General features: G+C 67.6%; 14 protein-coding genes. 8 read left to right on the top strand and 6 right to left on the bottom strand.

The window, feature by feature from the left end:
• The first annotated feature begins 235 nt into the window (after positions 1–235).
• Entirely contained in the window at positions 236–3847 is a 3612-nt protein-coding gene (locus tag ABWU78_RS19630) for a LamG-like jellyroll fold domain-containing protein (RefSeq protein ID WP_439159274.1), read from the top strand.
• Between the two features lie 137 nt (positions 3848–3984).
• Here the strand turns inward: ABWU78_RS19630 and ABWU78_RS19625 are convergent, their stop codons facing one another.
• The 6 genes from ABWU78_RS19625 to ABWU78_RS19600 all read right to left on the bottom strand — a co-directional run bounded on the left by ABWU78_RS19625 (position 3985) and on the right by ABWU78_RS19600 (position 10134).
• Positions 3985–4254 (bottom strand): GlsB/YeaQ/YmgE family stress response membrane protein, encoded by a 270-nt coding sequence (locus ABWU78_RS19625; RefSeq protein ID WP_439159273.1) that lies wholly within the window; start codon positions 4252–4254, stop codon positions 3985–3987.
• Between the two features lie 132 nt (positions 4255–4386).
• The gene (locus ABWU78_RS19620) at positions 4387–5433 is read right to left on the bottom strand and encodes a LacI family DNA-binding transcriptional regulator (protein WP_439159272.1); all 1047 of its coding nucleotides are present in this window, start codon (positions 5431–5433) and stop codon (positions 4387–4389) included.
• 140 nt (positions 5434–5573) lie between these two features.
• Positions 5574–6911, bottom strand: coding sequence for a NosD domain-containing protein (locus tag ABWU78_RS19615; RefSeq protein WP_439159271.1), 1338 nt, complete (start codon positions 6909–6911; stop codon positions 5574–5576).
• A gap of 89 nt (positions 6912–7000) precedes the next feature.
• A complete protein-coding gene (locus ABWU78_RS19610; protein ID WP_439159270.1) occupies positions 7001–7840 on the bottom strand; it encodes a carbohydrate ABC transporter permease in 840 nt (279 codons plus the stop codon).
• Entirely contained in the window at positions 7837–8724 is an 888-nt protein-coding gene (locus ABWU78_RS19605) for a carbohydrate ABC transporter permease (protein ID WP_439159269.1), read from the bottom strand. Before ABWU78_RS19605 ends, ABWU78_RS19610 begins: the two co-directional genes overlap by 4 nt.
• A gap of 81 nt (positions 8725–8805) precedes the next feature.
• Complete coding sequence (locus tag ABWU78_RS19600) at positions 8806–10134, bottom strand: ABC transporter substrate-binding protein (RefSeq protein ID WP_439159268.1); 1329 nt, start codon at positions 10132–10134, stop codon at positions 8806–8808.
• A gap of 228 nt (positions 10135–10362) precedes the next feature.
• On the opposite strand from ABWU78_RS19600, the gene ABWU78_RS19595 reads away from it, so the two are divergent.
• From ABWU78_RS19595 to ABWU78_RS19565, 7 genes are all read left to right on the top strand, one after another.
• Complete coding sequence (locus tag ABWU78_RS19595) at positions 10363–10995, top strand: DUF624 domain-containing protein (protein ID WP_439159267.1); 633 nt, start codon at positions 10363–10365, stop codon at positions 10993–10995.
• A 19-nt stretch (positions 10996–11014) separates the two neighbouring features.
• The gene (locus tag ABWU78_RS19590) at positions 11015–12052 is read left to right on the top strand and encodes a LacI family DNA-binding transcriptional regulator (RefSeq protein ID WP_439159266.1); all 1038 of its coding nucleotides are present in this window, start codon (positions 11015–11017) and stop codon (positions 12050–12052) included.
• Positions 12049–13344: an ABC transporter substrate-binding protein gene (locus ABWU78_RS19585; protein WP_439159265.1), complete on the top strand. Its 1296-nt coding sequence runs from the start codon at positions 12049–12051 to the stop codon at positions 13342–13344. Before ABWU78_RS19590 ends, ABWU78_RS19585 begins: the two co-directional genes overlap by 4 nt.
• Positions 13345–13423: 79 nt before the next feature.
• Positions 13424–14314 carry a carbohydrate ABC transporter permease gene (locus ABWU78_RS19580; RefSeq protein WP_439159264.1) on the top strand — a complete coding sequence of 297 codons (891 nt, stop codon included), beginning with the start codon at positions 13424–13426 and terminating at the stop codon, positions 14312–14314.
• 2 nt (positions 14315–14316) lie between these two features.
• Positions 14317–15159: a carbohydrate ABC transporter permease gene (locus ABWU78_RS19575; RefSeq protein ID WP_439159263.1), complete on the top strand. Its 843-nt coding sequence runs from the start codon at positions 14317–14319 to the stop codon at positions 15157–15159.
• Positions 15160–15205: 46 nt separating this feature from the next.
• Positions 15206–16555, top strand: coding sequence for a glycoside hydrolase family 172 protein (locus tag ABWU78_RS19570; protein WP_439159262.1), 1350 nt, complete (start codon positions 15206–15208; stop codon positions 16553–16555).
• Entirely contained in the window at positions 16552–18027 is a 1476-nt protein-coding gene (locus ABWU78_RS19565; RefSeq protein ID WP_439159261.1) for a glycoside hydrolase family 32 protein, read from the top strand. Before ABWU78_RS19570 ends, ABWU78_RS19565 begins: the two co-directional genes overlap by 4 nt.
• Positions 18028–18293: the final 266 nt, after the last annotated feature.

The raw sequence follows: 18293 nt of genomic DNA, 5'->3' as shown, positions 1-18293 counted from the left end.
TCCTCACCTGAGCCGTCAGGTGAGGAGCGACCCCGGGTTCGGCGTCTTCCGAGGGTCCGTGGGGCTGCCGCGCCATGTCCTGTGCTGTGAGGTGTTGTCTTTTTCTGGTGGAAGTTGTTTGATTCTGGGGAGACGTCGTGCGGTGCGCCAAGGAGGGCGACCGCCGGACACGGGAGCCCGGTACGCCGCCGCGTCGAAGCAGTCCCTGGATTCACTCGACGAGGAGGAAGCACGGATGCAGTCCATGACAGCGGTAGCGCCCCCACGGGGCAGACCCGCGAGGATCGTCGCGGCGGCGTTGGCCGCGGCGCTGACGGTCCCCCTGGCCGTGGCGACGGCGGTCGGTGCGACCGCGACGCCGGCGGCCACGACCACGGACGAGGCGGGCGCGCAGGACGTCGCGGCCCAGGACCTCGCCCTCGACAACGGCCTCAAGGGCGAGTACTTCCTGTCCGGCGGCCCCGGCTGGCCGCTCACCGACCTCAAGGCCACGATCCCCGACCAGCGGATCGAGTTCCCCAACCTGGTCCCGACGTTCGCCGAGCTCACGGGCCGCGGCGAGCGCACGTCCGCGCGCTGGACGGGCAAGATCACGCCCGACTACAGCGAGGCGTACACGTTCTCCGCGATCGGCGACAACGGCTTCCGGCTGTGGATCGACGACCGGCTCGTCATCGACCACTGGGTCGACGACTGGGACGTCGAGCAGACCTCCGCCCCGGTCCAGCTCCAGGCGGGCCAGGAGTACTCGTTCCGCATGGAGATGTTCCAGAACACCGGCGGTGCGCACCTCCGGTTGCGGTGGCAGAGCCCCTCGCAGGAACGTGAGATCGTGCCGACCGACGCGTTCACGTACCCCGACGACTTCGTCGTCTTCCCCGCGCAGGCCGCGCTCGAGAGCGACGGCACGAGCCTCAACGTGACGTTCCAGGGCGCCGCGGGCGGCGTCGACGAGAGCCTCGTCGACCACCTCAAGGTCCAGGTGGACCAGCTCGCGTGGCCCGTCGCGCAGGTCGCGGCGCAGGGCGACGTCCTCGGCATCACGCTCGCCGAGCCCGTCGACCGCGCGTCGACCGCCCGCCTGGTCTACGACGGCGAGGGCGACCTCACCGTCGGCGGCGAGAAGGTCGGCTCGCTCAACCTGCCGGTCACCAACGGGTCCGAGTTCCGGATCCAGACCCCGTGGGCCGACGACTTCGACCCCACCAACCCCCTGCCGGAGTACCCGCGCCCGCAGCTCACGCGCGACGCGTGGCAGAACCTCAACGGCGTCTGGCAGTTCGAGGCGGCGGAGTCCGACGACGCCGTGCCGAGCGGTCGCGACCTCGACGAGGAGATCGTCGTCCCGTACGCGGTCGAGTCCGCGCTGTCGGGCATCGAGCGCCGCGAGGACGACATGTTCTACCGCCGCACCTTCGAGGTGCCGCAGGACTGGGCCGTGGGGAGCGACAACCGGCTGCGCATCAACTTCGGCGCCGTCGACTACGTCGCCACCGTGTACGTCAACGGCCAGCAGGTCGGCACCCACCGCGGCGGCTACGAGGCGTTCTCCGTGGACGTCACCGACGCGCTCGTCGAGGGCGCCGAGCAGGAGCTCGTGGTGCGCGCCGTCGACACGACGGACGGCAGCAACCAGGCCGTCGGCAAGCAGACGCTCAACCCGGGCGGCATCTTCTACACCCCGACGTCGGGCATCTGGCAGACGGTGTGGATGGAGCCGGTCCCCGCGGCGGCGATCGACGCCGTCGTCACGACCCCCGACGTCGAGGCGGGCGTGCTCGCGGTGACCGCGCAGTCGGCCTCCGCGTCGGACGACGCCGAGGTGACCGCCGTCGTGCGGGACGCCGAGGGCACCGAGGTCGGCACCGTCACCGGCGCCGCGAACGAGCTGCTCACGGTCGAGATCCCGGACGCGCACCTGTGGTCGCCCGAGGACCCGTACCTCTACGACGTCGACGTCACGCTCACCGACGGAGGCTCCACCGACACGGTGGCCTCCTACGCGGGCATGCGCTCGATCGAGGTCTCCGAGGTGGACGGCGTCCAGCGCATCCTGCTCAACGGCGAGAAGACGTTCCTCATGTCGACGCTCGACCAGGGCTACTGGCCGGACGGCATCTACACGCCCGCGTCCGACGAGGCGTACGTGTTCGACATCCAGGCCCACAAGGACCTGGGCTTCAACACGCTGCGCAAGCACATCAAGGTCGAGCCCGCGCGGTTCTACTACCACGCCGACACGCTCGGCCTGATGATCTGGCAGGACATCCCGAGCGGCTGGTTCAACAACGGCGACACGAACCCGGCGTCCCGCGTCTTCTGGGAGCAGGAGATGAAGGACATCATCGACCAGCACCGCTCGGTGCCGTCGATCGTGGGCTGGGTGACGTTCAACGAGGGCTGGGGCGAGTGGAACCTCGCCGACACGGCGCGGATCGGCAACACGATCGACGAGTACGACCCGAGCCGCATCCTCAACACGCACTCGGGCTACAACTGCTGCGCGTCCAAGGGCGACTCCAAGACGGGCGACATCATCGACTGGCACATGTACACCGGCCCGGCGCTGCCGAAGCCGGACGCCACGCGCGCCGCGATCGACGGCGAGCACGGCGGCTTCTCGATGAGCGTCCCGGGCCACATGTGGCCGGGCGTGTCCGCCAACCCGTACGGCGGCGTCGCGAACAGCGAGGCGCTGACGGACGCGTACGTGCAGAACACGGAGAAGCTCGTGCGGCCGGCGCAGTGCTACCTGTCCGGCTCGGTGTACACGGAGATCTCCGACGTCGAGAACGAGCTCAACGGCTTCTACACGTACGACCGTCGCGTGCTCAAGATGGACGCGGCGCGCGTCAAGGACGTCAACGAGCGGGTCGTCGCGGCGGCGAAGCAGGGCTCCGCGCCCGTCGACCCGGGCACCCCGGGCCTGACCGGCACGGGCCGCTGGTCGTTCGACGAGGGCCAGGGCACGACGGCGGCCGACGGCGTGGGCGACCACGCGGCGTCGGGCACGGGCGAGTGGGTGGCCGGGCGCGACGGAACCGGGTCCGCCATCCACCTCGACGGCGTCGACGACCACTTCACGACCGAAGGGCCTGTCGTCGACACGACCGGCTCCTACACGGTCTCGGCGTGGGTCCAGCTCGACAAGAAGCCGAGCAACTGGTCGACCATCGTGGGCCAGGACTCCACCGTGGGCGCGAGCGCGTTCTACCTCCAGTACGGCGGGGGCGGCCGGTGGGCCTTCTCCTACGAGGGCGAGCCGCGGGCCGAGTACGTCGTCGAGCCGGTGATCGGCGACTGGTACCACGTCGTGGGCGTCCGCGACGCGGCCGACCAGAAGCTCAAGCTCTACGTCAACGGCGAGCTCGTCGGCCAGTCCGACGTGTGCGGCGGCACCACGCCGTCCGGGCCGCTCACGATCGGTCGCGGGCAGTGGAGCGGCAACCCCGTCGACTACTGGCCGGGCACGATCGACGACGTGCGCGTCTTCGACCGGGCGCTGTCCGACGCCGAGGTCGCCCAGGTCTACGCCGGTGACGACGGCGAGGAGCCGGAGCTCGACGTGACGGTCACCGCGCAGACGCGCTGCCTCGCGGGCAAGGCCTACGTGGCCGTGCGCGCGACGAACGGCGAGGACGTCCCCGTGGACGTCACGCTCGACACGCCGTTCGGGACCAAGGCGTTCAGCGCCGTGGCCCCGGGTGCGAACGCGTACCAGTCGTTCGCGGTGCGCGGCACGTCCGTCGAGGCGGGCGAGGCGACCGTCACGGCCTCGGCCACGGTCGACGGCGAGCAGGTCACCGCGGAGGTCGTCGCGCCGTACGACGCGACCACCTGCGGCTGACCGGCGGGCGCCGACAACAGACGCCAGGCCCGTCCCTTCCGGTTCTCCGGGCGGGGCGGGCCTGGCGTCGTGTCGTGCGGGGAGCCGCCGGTCAGGTGGTGACCGTCCCGGTGCGAGACGTCGTAGGTCGGGGTCCGTCAGGCGTTGCGACGGTTCCCCCGGGTCACCGCGCCGTAGATCCCGAGCGTGACCAGCGAGCCGAGGATCGCCAGGAGCCAGGTCCGGAAGTCGCCCAGGTCACCGAGCGACGTACCGAACAGGACGGAGCCGAGCCACCCACCGAGCAGCGCCCCGAGGATGCCCAGCAGGATCGTGACGATCAGCGAGCCCGTCTGCTTTCCCGGCAGCACCGCACGCGCGACGAGACCGGCGACGAGGCCGAGGACGATGTACGCGAGCCAACCCATGGATTTCTCCCTTTCGTCTGCTGTGCGAGGTTTTGCCCCCAGCCGCGCCAGCATCGCAGCGACCGTGCGGACTCGCACGCGGACGGAGGGGCCGGCGCTCCGGGCTCGTCGTCAGCGGTTCCCGCGGAGGAATCAGGTGATGCTGCCGGAGGGAGGCATCGGGACGTGCGCGACGGAGCTGCGATGAACGAGCGGACACTCCAGCCGATGGGCGACGTAGGCACCAGTGCCCGAGATCTGATCGACCAGCTGCTCCACCGCCCACGCGCCCATCTCGTAGTGCGGCAGCGAGACGGTCGTCAGCCCTGGAAAGAGACCGCTGGCGATGGGCTCTTGATTGTCGAAACCGATGACGGAGACGTCCTCGGGAACACGGAGTCCGCGATCCGCGACGGCCCGGTAGACGCCCATCGCCATCCGGTCGTTGTAGCAGAAGATCGCGGTGGGCGGCTCGCGCTGGTCGAGCAGGCGAGAAGCCGCCAGGAACCCGCCTCCGGCTTCGCCCTCCGCCTCGGCGATCAGGTCTTCGTGGACCGGTATTCCGTGCGCGCTGAGTGCAGTCCGGTACCCCTGCCGCCGTCCCCGGTTGGCCGGCACGTCCTCGACGCTGGCGACGTGGGCGATCCTGCGGTGTCCGGCCGCGATCAGTGCCTCCACCGCTGCGAACGCGCCCCTGAACTCGTCGGGTTCGACGGACGACACACGGCGGGCGCGGTCCTTGGCGCCGATCAGCACGGACGGCACCGAGCTCAGCTCGTCGGGTGGTGTGACGACGTCGTGGAAGACGGTGGCATAGATGATGCCGTCGACCTGGCGGTCCAGCAGTGCGATGACGTCATCGCGGCGTTCGTCGGCGTCGGCCTGCAGCGCCGAGTTGATGATCGCCAGCGTCAGATGGTGCTTGCTCGCCGTCTCTTGCGCGCCGAGAATGATGCGGCCGGCATGAGGAGTCGTGGCGATCTCTTCGGTCAACAGGCCGATCATGCCCGAGCTCTGGGTGCGCAGGCTGCGTGCGATCCGGTTGGGCCGGTAGTCCATCTCGGCAGCCACGGCGAGCACGCGTTGCCGAGTCTGTTCATTGATACGCGTGTGCGGAGTCTCGTTCAGCACGTGCGACACGGTCGTGACGGACACTCCCGCCTCGGCCGCGACGTCCTTGAGCCGTACTCTGCTGCGCACCGGTCTCCGCTCCTCCATCACGGTATCGCTGCCCTCGTCAGGGCGTAGCGCCCAGAATCTACCTGGCCTGCCGACCGTTCAAGCCGCTGCTCCTGGTCAGCGCCCTGCCGACGGGCCGAGGAATACTCATGATCCGACTGTCACCCGGTCGTGGGCGTCGCACGAAACGCGTTGATCGCCTTGTCCATGGAAACCTGGGAGTCGCTGCCGGAGTCCAGGATCGTGTTCCCGACAGATCCTGTCTCCACGTGGACCGTCGTGACGGCCAGCCTGCCGGAGGTCTTTCCAGTCATGAGCAGCGCGCCGACCTGCGCCTCGAAGCAGGAGTCGCTCGCGCTCGCCTGGACGTCCAGTGCGACGGAGTGGTTGCTCGCGACATAGTTGCCACTGCCTTCCACGAGTCGGACGATCACCGGACTCGCTCCGACCGGTTGGACGTTCTCTGCATCGATGACCGCGGAGAAGTGGTTGGCGACGATCGAGTTGTTGCTCCCGCTGATGCGCAGCAGGCCGTGCAGGTCGTCCAGCCCGTTGTCGATCCCGAGGAACGGCGTCCACGGTTCGTGGTCGCGCAGAAGGTGGTTCGACGCTACGAGGTTCTCCGAGGACCCGGCCGTGAGCTCCACCATCCCTGGGTAGAACGAGTGCAGCCGGTTGTTGGTGATGCTCGAGCGCGTGACGCCCACCAGGTAGATGCTGCTCGCGCCGCGTGGGAAGACGTTGTTCGCGGTGATCAGCAGGCCCCCGTGGTTCTCCGCGAAGATGGAGTGGCCCTTGTAGCCGGCCCCGACCAGATTGTCGGTGATCTTCGACGCCTGACCCCACCCGCGCAACTCGATGCAGTTGCCGCACTCGGCGATGAAGTTGTCATGGATCGAGAGCGCGTCGGCGTTGTAGATCGTCAGCCCGTGCTCGAGGTAGACGAGACCCATCCCCGTGATACGCACGGAGTCGTTCGCGCTGGCGACGTAGATACCGGTCTTGCCATTGACATAGCTGTTCTCTGGATTCGATGTGACCTCATCGTCGATGAAGTGCAGTCCGTCGATGCAGAAGTTGGAGAACTCGACCGAGCTGATGCGTGGGTCTCCGGTGCGTGCGACGAGGAACGCTGCACCTGACGACTCGTCGGTGCTCGAGTCGACGGGAAGGTCGACCAGGACGCGACTTCCTCCCGGCCACAGCTCGTGCAGGTCTGCCCATTCAGCCTCCGGGACGTTGAAGCGGATGCTGGACGACGTGAACCCGTGCCCAGAGCCCTCGATCCTCAGATAGCTGATGTCGATGACGACCTGCGTTCGAAGGCGGTAGTCGCCGGGCGGGATGTAGATCACCGCACCAGGCCTGCCTCCGTCATTCACGTCGGTGCGCGTCTGTCTGCGCTTGACGTCGGCGATGATGGCGTTGATCACCGCACCGATGTCGTCCTGCGGATCGCCTGCGGGCCACTGCGTCACGTCGTAGTAGTTGCTTGCCACGTCTGTCTCGTGCTCCTTCTGTCGCACCTGAGGGTCTGGCGTCGACCCGCCCCTGCGGCGACCACCTCGGGGAACCAGTTCTTCGGTGCTCATCCCTTGACCGCGCCGAGCGTGAGCCCCGCGACGATGTGGCGCTGCAGGAAGAGGGTGAGCAGGATGACGGGGATCGAGTACAGGGCTGCCAGCGCGGTCATCGGGCCCCAGTCCAGACCGAACTGCGTCTGGAAGTTCGCGATCACGATCGGTGTGGTCTGGGCACGCACCGAGGTCAAGAGAATCGCGAAGAGGAACTCGTTCCAGGATGCGAGGAAGGCGAAGATCGCGGTGACGGCGACGCCGCCGGACACCACGGGGATGACCACGCTCCACAGCGCCCGGAGGCGTCCGCAGCCGTCGACCTTGGCGGCCTCCTCGAGCTCGAACGGGACGGCCTCGAAGAAGCTGGCCATGAGCAGGATGCACAGGGGGAGCGAGATCGTGGTGTGCGCGATGGCCAACCCGGTGGGGGTGTCGGTCAGGCGCACTGCTGCGAGCATCGACATCAGCGGGACGCCGACCGCCACGGGCGGGACCATGCGGGTCACGAGTGCGGCCATGCTGACCAGGCGGCCGGTCCTCGTGCGGAACCGGGTGATGCCGTATGCGGCGGGGACCGCTAGCGCCAGAGCCAGGAGCGTGCTGATCGCGGCGGTCGAGATGCTGTTGATGAACGAGGCGACCACCCCGGTGCGTTCCAGGGCCGAGGAGTAGTTCTCTGTCGTCCACTGGGTCGGGAGGATGCGCGGCGGCACCGCCAGGGTCTCGAACGGGGTCTTGAACGAGGTCAGCAACAGGTAGAGGAACGGGAAGCCGTACAGCACCACGGTGCTGACGAGCAGCACCCACAGCAGGACGCGAGTGGCGGGACGGCGGACGGTCAGGCCGGTCATGACTGGGCTCCAGGTCGCCAGATGAACCAGACGGCGATGCCGGCGACCAGCAGCATCGCGAGCAGGTACAGGGTCCCCATCGCGCTGGCCAGCCCGGGCTCACCGAAGCGCACCATGGTCTGGTAGACGAGGAGGCTCAGCGTCTGGGACGCGTTCTGCGGCCCACCGCCGGTCTGGATCAGGATGATGTCGAAGGCCTTGGCGGCGTCGATCCCGCGCACGATGAGCGCCACGGCGATCACGGGCCGCAGGAGCGGCACGATGATCCGGGCCAGCAGGGTCGGGAACCGTGCGCCGTCGAGACGCGCCGCCTCGAGCACGTCGCCGGGGACGTTCTGCAGCCCGGCGAAGATGACGAGCGTCATGAACGACGTGGTGAGCCAGATGTCCGGGATCGCGACCGCCCACAGCACGATGTCGGGGTCGGAGAGCCACCCGATGTCGGTCGGCGAGTCCAGGATCCCGACTCGGAAGAGCAGCTGGTTGACGATCCCGGAGTTGTCGATCAGCAGGAAACGCCAGAGCAGGCCAGCGACGACCGGGGCGATCATCAGCGGGTACAAGAAGATCGTGCGGAAGACCGAGGACCGCTGCCCCAGCGCGGTGAACAGCAGCGCGACCGCGAACCCGAGGACGAACTCGAACGTCACGACGATCGCGGTATACGCGAGCGTGCGCCACGCGGCGCCGCGGAACGCGTCGCTGGCGAGGATGTCGGCGTAGTTGCCGAACCCGATGAACTCTCGCGGCCCACCCGCGATCGGAGAGATGTCGAAGAAGCTGTCGACGACGAGGCGCACGAGGGGCCAGGCGACGAAGACGAGCAAGAACAACGCAGCGGGCGCCATCAGCAGCGCTGCGTAGCGGCGATCGGTGATTCGCACGGCAAGACCTTTCAGGAGAAGAACGCCCTGACGCCGGCCTCGTACGCACCGGCACAGCGGTGCCGGTGCGTACGAGACACGTCAGCCGAGGATGTCCTCGATCTGGGCCTTGGCGTCGTCGAGCAGAGCCTGGGTGTCCGCGCCGTCCGTCGTGGCCTCCTGCAGCATCGGGATCAGCACGCTGTCCACGATCTGCTGCCACTTCTCCGTCGCGGGCCGCGGCGCCGTACCTGGGGCTTCGAGCGCCTCGATCAGCGCCGACAGGTTCTCCCGGCCCTCCTGCTGCGCACCGGCCTCCAGCGCAGGGATCGTGGCCGCGAGGCCCAGCGACGTCTCGATGCCCAGCTCGTTGTGGTCGAAGGCGAACTGGACGAACTCCATGGCCTGGTCCTGCTTGTCGGTCGCCGTCGGAACCGAGAGGTACCACGCGCCCGGTACCGCCGCCGCCCCGCCCGGGCCGGCGGGCATGGTGGTGACCCCGACGTTGCCGGCCATCGGCGAGTCCTCGGGCACCTGGGTGTAGGCGTGCGCCCAGAAGCGGGTCATCGCAGTCTGCCCCTGGTAGAACAGGTTCTGCGCCTCGGCCCAGTCCATCTGCGAGGCGCCCGCAGGTGCTGACCCAGCCTTGAGAGGGGCGACATAGGCGTCCAGCGCGGCCTGGTGCTCGGCGCTGTCGATGATCACGTCGCCGTCCGCGTCGAGCACCATGTCCTCGGAGCCCGCCTGGAGGACCAGCGCGAGCCACTCGGTCTCGACCGCGCCCTTGACGTCAGTCCCGTACAGGTCGACTGCTCCGTCCCCGTCGGTGTCCTGGGTGAAGAACGCTGCGACGTCGAGGTACTGGTCCCAGGTGGTGGGCGGAGCCAGCTCGTACCCGTACCGGGACTGGAAGGCCTGCTGCTGGGCCGGGTCGGAGAACAGGTCCTCGCGGTAGAACAAGACCTGCGCGTTGGTCCAGGCGGGCATCCCGACGAACCTCTCGCCCACTTGCGCTTCGGCGACCAGCGACGGGAACAGGTCCCCCTGCACCTCATCGGTGAACATCTCGTCCAACGGCGCCAGTCCGTCGGCGAACGCGCTGAGCCAGATCGAGTCCAGAGCGGCCACGTCGAAGCTCACGTTGCCCGACGACAGCTCGCTGGAGAGCCGGTCGTAGAGACCGTCGTAGGGCAGCTCGACAAAGGTGACCTTCGTCCCCGTCTCCTGCTCGAACGCCGCGGCGACGGGCGCGAGCTCCGCCTTGCCCCCTCCCTCGACGAGGACGGTCAGGTCGTCACCCGCCCCGGACGCACCCTCGTCGCTCCCTCCGGCGCCGCACGCGGCCAGGCTCAGAGCCAGCACCGCCGCGGCGGCGGGACCTACCCGGAAGATCAGGGCCGCCCGTGACTGCTTCTGCTTTCGTGGCGTCATCGCCAGACTCCTTCGTCTTCTCGACACGTACTGGTTGCCAAATCGTTCTGCCCAAACGGTTTAGCGCCGAAGGTAGACCTGGGGTCCAGGGGCTGTCAATCCCACCCGCAAGGAGCTCTCGACGCGGGAATCCTGATGGGTCATGCGTGCGACGGGGCGAACCGGCTGCGGCTACCCTGGTGCGCCGACGCCCGCCGTCGGCGTGCGCAGAACGGAGGTGGTACCGGCATGTCGTCGGTTCTGACCCGTCTCGCCGGGTTCTTCGTCCTGGTGAGCGATGTCGTCGTGCTCACGATCGCGTTCTGGTGCGGCGTGGCGCTGGGCTTGGTCGTCCTGGGAGCACCGCCTTCCCTGGCAGCACTCGTCTGGGCCGCAGACCGCCGTTTCGTCGACGGCTCGGCCCGCCCCGTCTGGCGCCTGTTCTGGCACCGGTACTTCACTCAGTTCCGACCCTCGCTGCGCGCGCACCTTGCGCCGTGCGGCATCACGGCGTTCCTGCTCGCGGACTATGCCCTGATCTCGACCGTCGTCACGGGCGCGGGTCGAACCCCGCTGCTCGTGCTGACGGGCGTCGCGACCGCCGTCGCGGGCCTGGCGCTCATCCACGGTCTGCGAGCGCGATCGCGCGCGGCGGACCTCGGATTCGTCGACGCCCTCGCCATCACGGCGCACCGCCCGTGGCACAACCTCGCGTTCGCGACCGCCACGTTCCTCCTGCTGCGCGTCGCGGCGCTGATCACAGGCTTCGCGCTCCTCCTGCTCCCCGGCCTGTGGGCATGGTCGATCAGCGTCGTGGGCAGAAGGCTTGACGGGCCGGGCGATCGAGGGTTACGTTCGCCACGGTCGGAGAAAATCGTTTAACTGCGTCTGGGAGGTCGAGGTGAAGAAGCCCACGATCAAGGACGTCGCTCACGCGGCTGGTGTGTCGACGGCAACGGTCTCCCACGTGGTGAACGGGACGAAGTTCGTCAGCCAGGGCGTGCGCCAGCGCGTCCAGGACGCTGTCGATGCTCTCGGGTACCGGCCCAGCGGGGTCGCCAGCTCACTGCGCCGCCAGTCCTCACGCGTCGTCGGGCTCGTCCTGCCCATGCAGGACCAGGACACCTCGGCCGCCTTCTTCACACGACTGGCGGCAGGCATCGAGAACGTGCTGTCCGAGCACGGGTACCGCACGATCATCAGCAACAGCGTCGAGAACTACGACCGAGAACGCGAGCAGATCGGCATGCTCTCGGGGCAGTTCACCGACTTCATCGACGGCCTCGTCCTCGCACCCACCGTCGACAACGGCCACCACGCCCAGGCGGCTCTCGCCGCGTCCTTTCCCGTCGTCTACGTCGACCGCCTCCCGATGCACCTGGACCACGACGTGGACTACGTCGGCACGAACAACTACGAGGCGACGATGGAAGGGCTGCAGGCCCTGTTCAGCCGCGGCTTTCGCGACATCGCCTGCATCTCCAGCCCGATCGACGTCTCCAGCATGGTCGAACGGCACGCTGCCTTCACTGAGGCGATCACCGCCCAGGGCGGCCGTGCCGGCGACCGCGTGTTCGTCACCGAGTCCTCCTACGAGGGGGGATACCGCACCGGCCTTCAGGTCCTCGAGCGTCTCCCGGACCTGGACGCGCTCTTCGTCGCGAACAACACGGTCGCGATGGGCGTCATCCGCGCACTGATGGACGTACGGGGCGAGGCTGCGAGGTCGACAGGGCTGCTCGTGTACGACGACTACGAATGGATGAACCTCGTCGAACCCGCGATCGACTCGATCGCTCAACCCGCGTTCGCCATGGGTCAGGCCGCCGCCGCCCTGCTGCTCGAGCGTCTGAACGCGCCTTCGGGCCCTGTCCGGCACGAAGTCGTCCCTTCCCAGCTGGTCCTTCGATCATCGTCAACACAAAGGAGTCACCGATGAGACGACCACACGGCGTAGTCGCCGTCGCAGTTTCGACCGCCCTCCTCCTCGCCGGCTGCAGCAGTGGGTCTGCCGGCCAGTCCGACGACGGGCGCACGAGGATCGACTTCGCGATCCACGTGGCGAACCCGCAAGACCAGGAGCCCGCGTTCGCTGCCGTCGTCGATGCGTTCGAGGCGCAGAACCCCGACATCGACGTCAACTTGATCGGCAAGGAGCAGTCCGAGCACATCAAGGGCATCAAGATGCAGTCCCAGTCCGGGAACCTCCCCGACATGTTCTGGATGCTGCAGGCGTCGGCGAGCGAGCTCAACGAGGCGGGCGCGCTGCTCGACCTGTCGGGCTTCCTGGATGCCAACCCGGACATCTCGGGCTCCCTGCGGCCCAACATGGTCGAGGCGTTCAACGACGACGGCGTGCAGTACGGCCTGCCGTACCAGCCGCTTGTCACCGGCCTGTTCTACAACCGGGCCCTCTTCGAGGAGAACGGGCTGGAGGTCCCGCAGACCTTCGACGACCTTCTTGCGGCCAGCGAGGTGTTTCGCGCCAAGGGCATCACCACGATCGCCCAGGGTGCGAAGGACCCGTACAGCGTGTGGGCGTTCCTGACGATGCTGTCGCGCTTCGGGTACTTCGACAAGATCGAGGCGATCCTCGCGGGCGAGGAGGCCTACGACAACGACGACTTTGTCCGGTTCTACGAGAAAATCGATTTGCTACGGGAGGCTGGTGCGTTCCCGGAGAACGTGACCACCCAGTCCTACTTCCAGGCCGTGGAGTCCTTCACCGGCGGGCAGGCCGCGCTGCTCGACTCTGGAACCTGGGACGTGCAGAAGATCGAGGCCAGTCCGATCGGGCAGGACGTGGGCTTCTGGTGGGGTCCGACGTTCTCCGACGGGGTCGGTGATCAGAACGTCAGCTCGGTCGTCCCCAGCGCCCCGATCGTCGTCAACGCTCAGGTAGCCGAGGACGAGGCCAAGCTTGGCGCGATCGAGAAGTTCCTCGCGTTCTACTACGGCCCGGACGGCATCCAGATCATGGTGGACAACCAGGTGCCCGCCATGACCGACGTCGACGTCAGCGTCGACGCGACCCAGCACCCGGTGTTCGCCAGCGTCATGGAGCAGGTCTCCTCTCCCGACTACTCGAGCCAGCCGGCCCAGCCTGACCTGGTCGTCTCTGAGGCCGTGGCCAACGCCATGTACGACAGCATCTACGGCGTGATCAACGGGACCTACGACCCGTCCCAGGCTGCCGCCGTCGTGCAGAAGGCAATCGACAACGAGCTCTGAGGCTCGCGGTGCCGGGCGGGACCGCACCGCCCGGCACCGCGACCGCGAGCCGGTCTGGAACGAAGGAAGCACGCTCACGATGAAGTGGTTCAGCTCATCGGCCAACAAGGTGGCGCTCATCGCGCCAACTCTGGCCGTCTACCTCGCCTACATCGTCGCGCCCATCTTCATCGCGGCGTACTACAGCCTCACCAAGTTCAGCGGGATCGGCCAGCCCCAGTTCGTCGGCCTCGACAACTACCGCCGGCTCCTCGAGGACCCGCTGTTCGCGATCGCCCTGAAGAACACCGTCATCGTCCTGGTCGTCACCCTCGTCCTGCTGATCCCGGGTGCCTTCGGACTGGCGCTCCTCATGCGGCGCGCGGTGCGTGGCATGGCGGCGGTGCGGGCCGTCAACTTCTCCCCCGCGATCATCGCCCCGATCCTGGTGGGCCTGATCTGGGTGTTCATCCTGGACCCGCAGATCGGGCTCGTGAACAACGTGCTGCGCGCCGTCGGTCTCGAGGCACTCGCCCTGGAGTGGATCGGTGGGCCCGACCTGACCCCGTTCTCGCTGGCGATCGTGCAGAGCTGGCAGAGCCTCGGTTACATCGCGACGATCTTCATCGCCGGCCTCACCCTCATACCCGATGAGCTGTACGAGGCTGCCTCGCTCGATGGCGCCAGCGGATCCCAGAAGCTCTTCCACGTCACGATCCCGCTGCTGAACGAGACGTTCAAGATGAGCACCATCCTGGTGATCACCCTGGTCTTCAAGATCTTCGAGACGGTCCTGCAGCTGACGAACGGTGGCCCCAACCATCTGTCGGAGCTCCTGGTCACCTACATGTACAACACGACGTTCACCGCTGGCGAGTACGGGTATGGCATGTCGATCGCCGTCACGACCCTGGCGATCACCTTCGTCGCCGCGGGCGTCATCCTCGGCCTGCCAGCGTTGCGCCGGCGCCTCGCACGGACGGAGAGCTGATGATGCCTACCCCGACCCGGACTCGGCGACACCCGGTCCAGACGTTCATCACTGCCGTCATCACCGTGCTCGTCGTGACCCCGTTCGTATGGATGGTGCTGCTCGTCTTCAAGGACAACGCGTCCATCCTCAACGACCCGCTGGCGCTGCCCACGTCGCTGAGCCTCGACAACTTCGCACGTGCGCTGGGCACCCTCGATCTGGCACTGCTCTACAAGAACACGTTCGTCATCGCAGCCCTCGCCCTGGCCATCCAGCTGTTCATCACGTTCCTCAGCTCCCTTGCGCTCACCCGACTGGTCTACCGTCGAAAGTGGCTCGCGAATGCGATCTATCTGTTCTTCATCGCCGGCCAGGCGATCCCGCCGTTCATCCTGCTGTTCCCCGTGTACCGGATCACGATCGAGCTCGGCATCCAGAACACCTACCTGTCGCTCGTCCTGCCCTACGTCGCCATGTCCGTCGGGTTCAACACCTTGCTGTTCACCGGCTTCCTGCGCGGTTTCCCCGCCGAGATCGAGGAAGCCGCGGTCCTCGACGGGGTCAACCTGTGGACCATGGCGTTCCGCATCGTCCTGCCGATCGTCATGCCCATCGTGGTCACCGTGTTCATCTTCAACATGCTGTACATCTGGAACGAGTTCCCGTTCGCCGTCACTCTCATCAGCGATCCGGACATGATGACCATCCCGCTGGCGATCTCGCAGTTCAAGGGCCAGTTCAGCATCGACTACGGCGGGATAGTCGCCGCCAGCCTGCTCTTCATCATCCCCCAGCTCGCGTTCTACGCCGTCTTCCAGCGTTTCATCATCGGCGGCATGACCGCCGGCGCCGTGAAGGGCTAGGACGCTCTCCCTCTTCCCACCCCATCGACAAGGAGAATCGACAGACATGACCTCAGCATTCCCCGACGGGCTGCGCTCCCTGACTCGCGCCAGCGACGCACGCACCGGTCGCGCCTCCAGCAGTGACCCGACCGGGGCGAACCAGGACTACTGGATGGTCCCCGCCGGTGAGAGCGTGGTCCTGGCCGAGATCGACGGTCCCGGCTGCATCACCCACATCTGGATGACGTCCTTCTGCCGACGCACACTCGGTCCGGGGGTCGTCGACCCCGTGCTCGGCAGCCGCGTCGCCCCGGTCAACGAGATCCACAACGCCCTCGGCGTGACGTGGGAAGAGCAAGACCCCTTCTACTACCGCAAGGCTCTGATCAAGATCACCTGGGACGACCAGGACACCCCTAGCGTGCTGACCCCCCTCGGCGACTTCTTCGGCATCGGGCACTCGTTCCCCGGCAACTACGAGTCCGCGCCGTTCAACGTCTCCCTCAAGCCCGAGGAAGCAGGGAAGTTCGGCGCTCCCTGTGCGCGCAACTGCTACTTCCCCATGCCGTTCGGGCGCAAGGCGCGCATCGAGCTCGTGAACGACAACGACGTCCCGTTCGGCGTCTACTTCTACATCGACTACGAGCTCTACCGCGAGCCGCTGCCCGAGGACACTCTCTACTTCCACGCCCAGTGGACGCGTAGCAACCCGTGCGACGGCTGGGGACCGGACCTGCAGGTCAACAGCCCCGAGATCCAGCAGGCGACCAACCTGTCCGGTGACGGCAACTATGTCGTCCTGGAGACCGAGGGCCGCGGCCACTACGTCGGCTGCAACCTGTCCGTCACGCACTTCCAGGGCAGCTGGTGGGGGGAAGGCGACGACATGATCTACATCGACGGAGAGTCCACCCCCAGCGTCAACGGCACCGGCACCGAGGACTACTTCGGCCACGCCTGGGGAATGCAGAAGAACGCTTTCCTCTACAACGGTTCGATCGTGCACGAGAGCGACCTGCCCGGGTACCAGGTCTCCTACCGGTTCCACGTGCTCGACCCCGTCCGGTTCCAGGAACGCATCAAGGTCACGATCGAGCACGGCCATGCCAACCACCTGTCCGACGACTGGGCGTCCACCGCCTACTGGTACCAGACGCTCCCCTCTCCCCGGCTGCAGATCCTTCCCGTGGACGAGCGGCTTCCCTACGTCGCGCACCTCGAACCTCGCACCGCCCCCTACAGCAAGCCGCTGACCGCAGAGATGACGGCAGCACACGACGCCGCAAGCAGGCGTGACGAGATCTACCGGTCGGGCAAGGACGCCGAGATGGCGCGCAAGATCGAACTCACCCGAACTGCGGAGGCCGCCAACATCGAGCAGGCACGACGCATCCGCGCGGCGGCCGACGCATGAGCGCCCAGACGGCGGAGCACGCTCTCCGGGCGGCCGACGAGCACGTTGCCAACGCCAGCGACGCACACTCGCGGTGGCGTCCTGGGTACCACCTCACGCCTCCGACCGGCTGGATGAACGATCCCAACGGGTTCGTCCAGTTCCGGGGCCGCTACCACCTGTTCTACCAGTTCTGGCCCTACGGCCCCCAGTGGGGCCCCATGCACTGGGGGCACGCCGTCAGCGACGACCTGGTCCGGTGGGAGCACCTACCCACCGCACTGGCACCGTCCGAGGAGTACGACAACGGTGACGGCGTGGTCGGATACGGGTGCTTCTCCGGTAGCGCGCTCGTGGACGACGCCGGCCGGCTCGTGCTCATGTACACCGGGAGCGTCGACGGGAGGCAGCCCCCGCAGACCCAGAACATCGCCGTGTCTGACGACGGCGTGCACTTCCGCAAGCATGCGGCCAACCCCGTCATCCCCGTGCCGCCGGCCGACGGTGGCGCGGACTTCCGCGACCCCAAGATGGTGCAGATCGGCGACCGCACGTACGCCGTCATCGGCTCCAGCGCCGACGGTCGCGGGAAAGCCCTGCTCTACGCCTCGGACGGCGACCTCACCACGTGGGAGTACATCGGCGTAGCAGCTGAGAGCAGAGGCCCGGAAGGGTCGATGTGGGAGTGCCCCGACCTGTTCCCGCTGGCTGACCGGTACGCGCTCGTCGTCTCGCCGATGCAGGGGACCGTGAACACCTTCCCGTTCGTCCAGATCGGGGACTTCGACGCGGTCTCGGGGCGCTTCACGTCTGCCGCCCAGCAGCAGCTCGACGGTGGGATCGACTTCTACGCCCCGCAGACCATGGTCGACGAGACCGGCAGACGCATCCTCATCGGCTGGATGCAGCAGTGGTTCCAGAGCAACGTCACCGCCGAGGACGGCTGGGCCGGAGCCATGACCATCCCCCGAGAGCTCACGCTCGAAGGGGGTGCGTTCAAGCAGCGACCGGTCGGCGAGGTCGAGTCGCTACGCGGACCGGTCCGGCAGCTCGGCGCCCACGAGGTCGGTGGTCAGCCGTTGAAGGTCGACACGGGCGCCTCGGTGGAGGTGCGCGTCCTCCTCGGACCGAGCAGTGCTCGAGTCGCGCGCATCGCCGTGCGAGCATCAGGCGACGGCTCTGAACAGACCCTGTACACCGTGGACCGACGCACCGGCCGCATCACGTGCGACCGCTCGCTGTCGGGAGCCGGAGACGTGACATCCAGCCACGTCGCTTTCGACGCTGCACGGGAGTCGCTCGAGCTGCGGTTCTTCATCGACACCTGCTCCGTCGAGCTCTTCGTCGACGACGGTGCCGCGGTCATGACCAACCGCATCTACCCGCGTCCCGACTCCACCGGCCTCACGATCACTGCGGTCGGAGAAGGCACGCTGAACGTCGACGACCTCACGGTCTGGCCGCTCAGCGCGCGCTCAGCGATTCCGGTGTGATCGCCACCTCGGGCGGGCCGGCAGTGACGACCCGCCCGAGGTCCCGCCCGCCGGACTCACCATCGGGACACGGCGGACCGCCGAGGCGCGACTCGCGCGCGTCGGAGCGACTGGATCACGACGAAGGGCGCGCGCCCGAGGCGCAGAGCGTCCTCGCCCACGGAACAAGGCGTCACCGCATGGATGGAAAGGCGACGATGACAACCGCACCTCTGCCCGCACCAGCATCTGCCTCCGACACGGCATCGAGCCACGTGCTCGTGGTC

The sequence above is a fragment of the Cellulosimicrobium sp. CpK407 genome, assembly GCF_051844275.1.
Taxonomy (GTDB): Bacteria; Actinomycetota; Actinomycetes; order Actinomycetales; family Cellulomonadaceae; genus Cellulosimicrobium; species Cellulosimicrobium cellulans_G.
Note: the sequence above shows the minus strand (reverse complement) of the source record. Positions and strands in the feature narration are given on the sequence as shown.

Coding starts and splice junctions, on each gene's coding strand:
- ABWU78_RS19595 (WP_439159267.1), top strand. CDS start 10,363: ATGTCGTCGGTTCTGACCCGTCTCGCCGGGTTCTTCGTCCTGGTGAGC.
- ABWU78_RS19625 (WP_439159273.1), bottom strand. CDS start 4,254: ATGGGTTGGCTCGCGTACATCGTCCTCGGCCTCGTCGCCGGTCTCGTC.
- ABWU78_RS19565 (WP_439159261.1), top strand. CDS start 16,552: ATGAGCGCCCAGACGGCGGAGCACGCTCTCCGGGCGGCCGACGAGCAC.
- ABWU78_RS19630 (WP_439159274.1), top strand. CDS start 236: ATGCAGTCCATGACAGCGGTAGCGCCCCCACGGGGCAGACCCGCGAGG.
- ABWU78_RS19580 (WP_439159264.1), top strand. CDS start 13,424: ATGAAGTGGTTCAGCTCATCGGCCAACAAGGTGGCGCTCATCGCGCCA.
- ABWU78_RS19575 (WP_439159263.1), top strand. CDS start 14,317: ATGCCTACCCCGACCCGGACTCGGCGACACCCGGTCCAGACGTTCATC.
- ABWU78_RS19600 (WP_439159268.1), bottom strand. CDS start 10,134: ATGACGCCACGAAAGCAGAAGCAGTCACGGGCGGCCCTGATCTTCCGG.
- ABWU78_RS19570 (WP_439159262.1), top strand. CDS start 15,206: ATGACCTCAGCATTCCCCGACGGGCTGCGCTCCCTGACTCGCGCCAGC.
- ABWU78_RS19610 (WP_439159270.1), bottom strand. CDS start 7,840: ATGACCGGCCTGACCGTCCGCCGTCCCGCCACTCGCGTCCTGCTGTGG.
- ABWU78_RS19585 (WP_439159265.1), top strand. CDS start 12,049: ATGAGACGACCACACGGCGTAGTCGCCGTCGCAGTTTCGACCGCCCTC.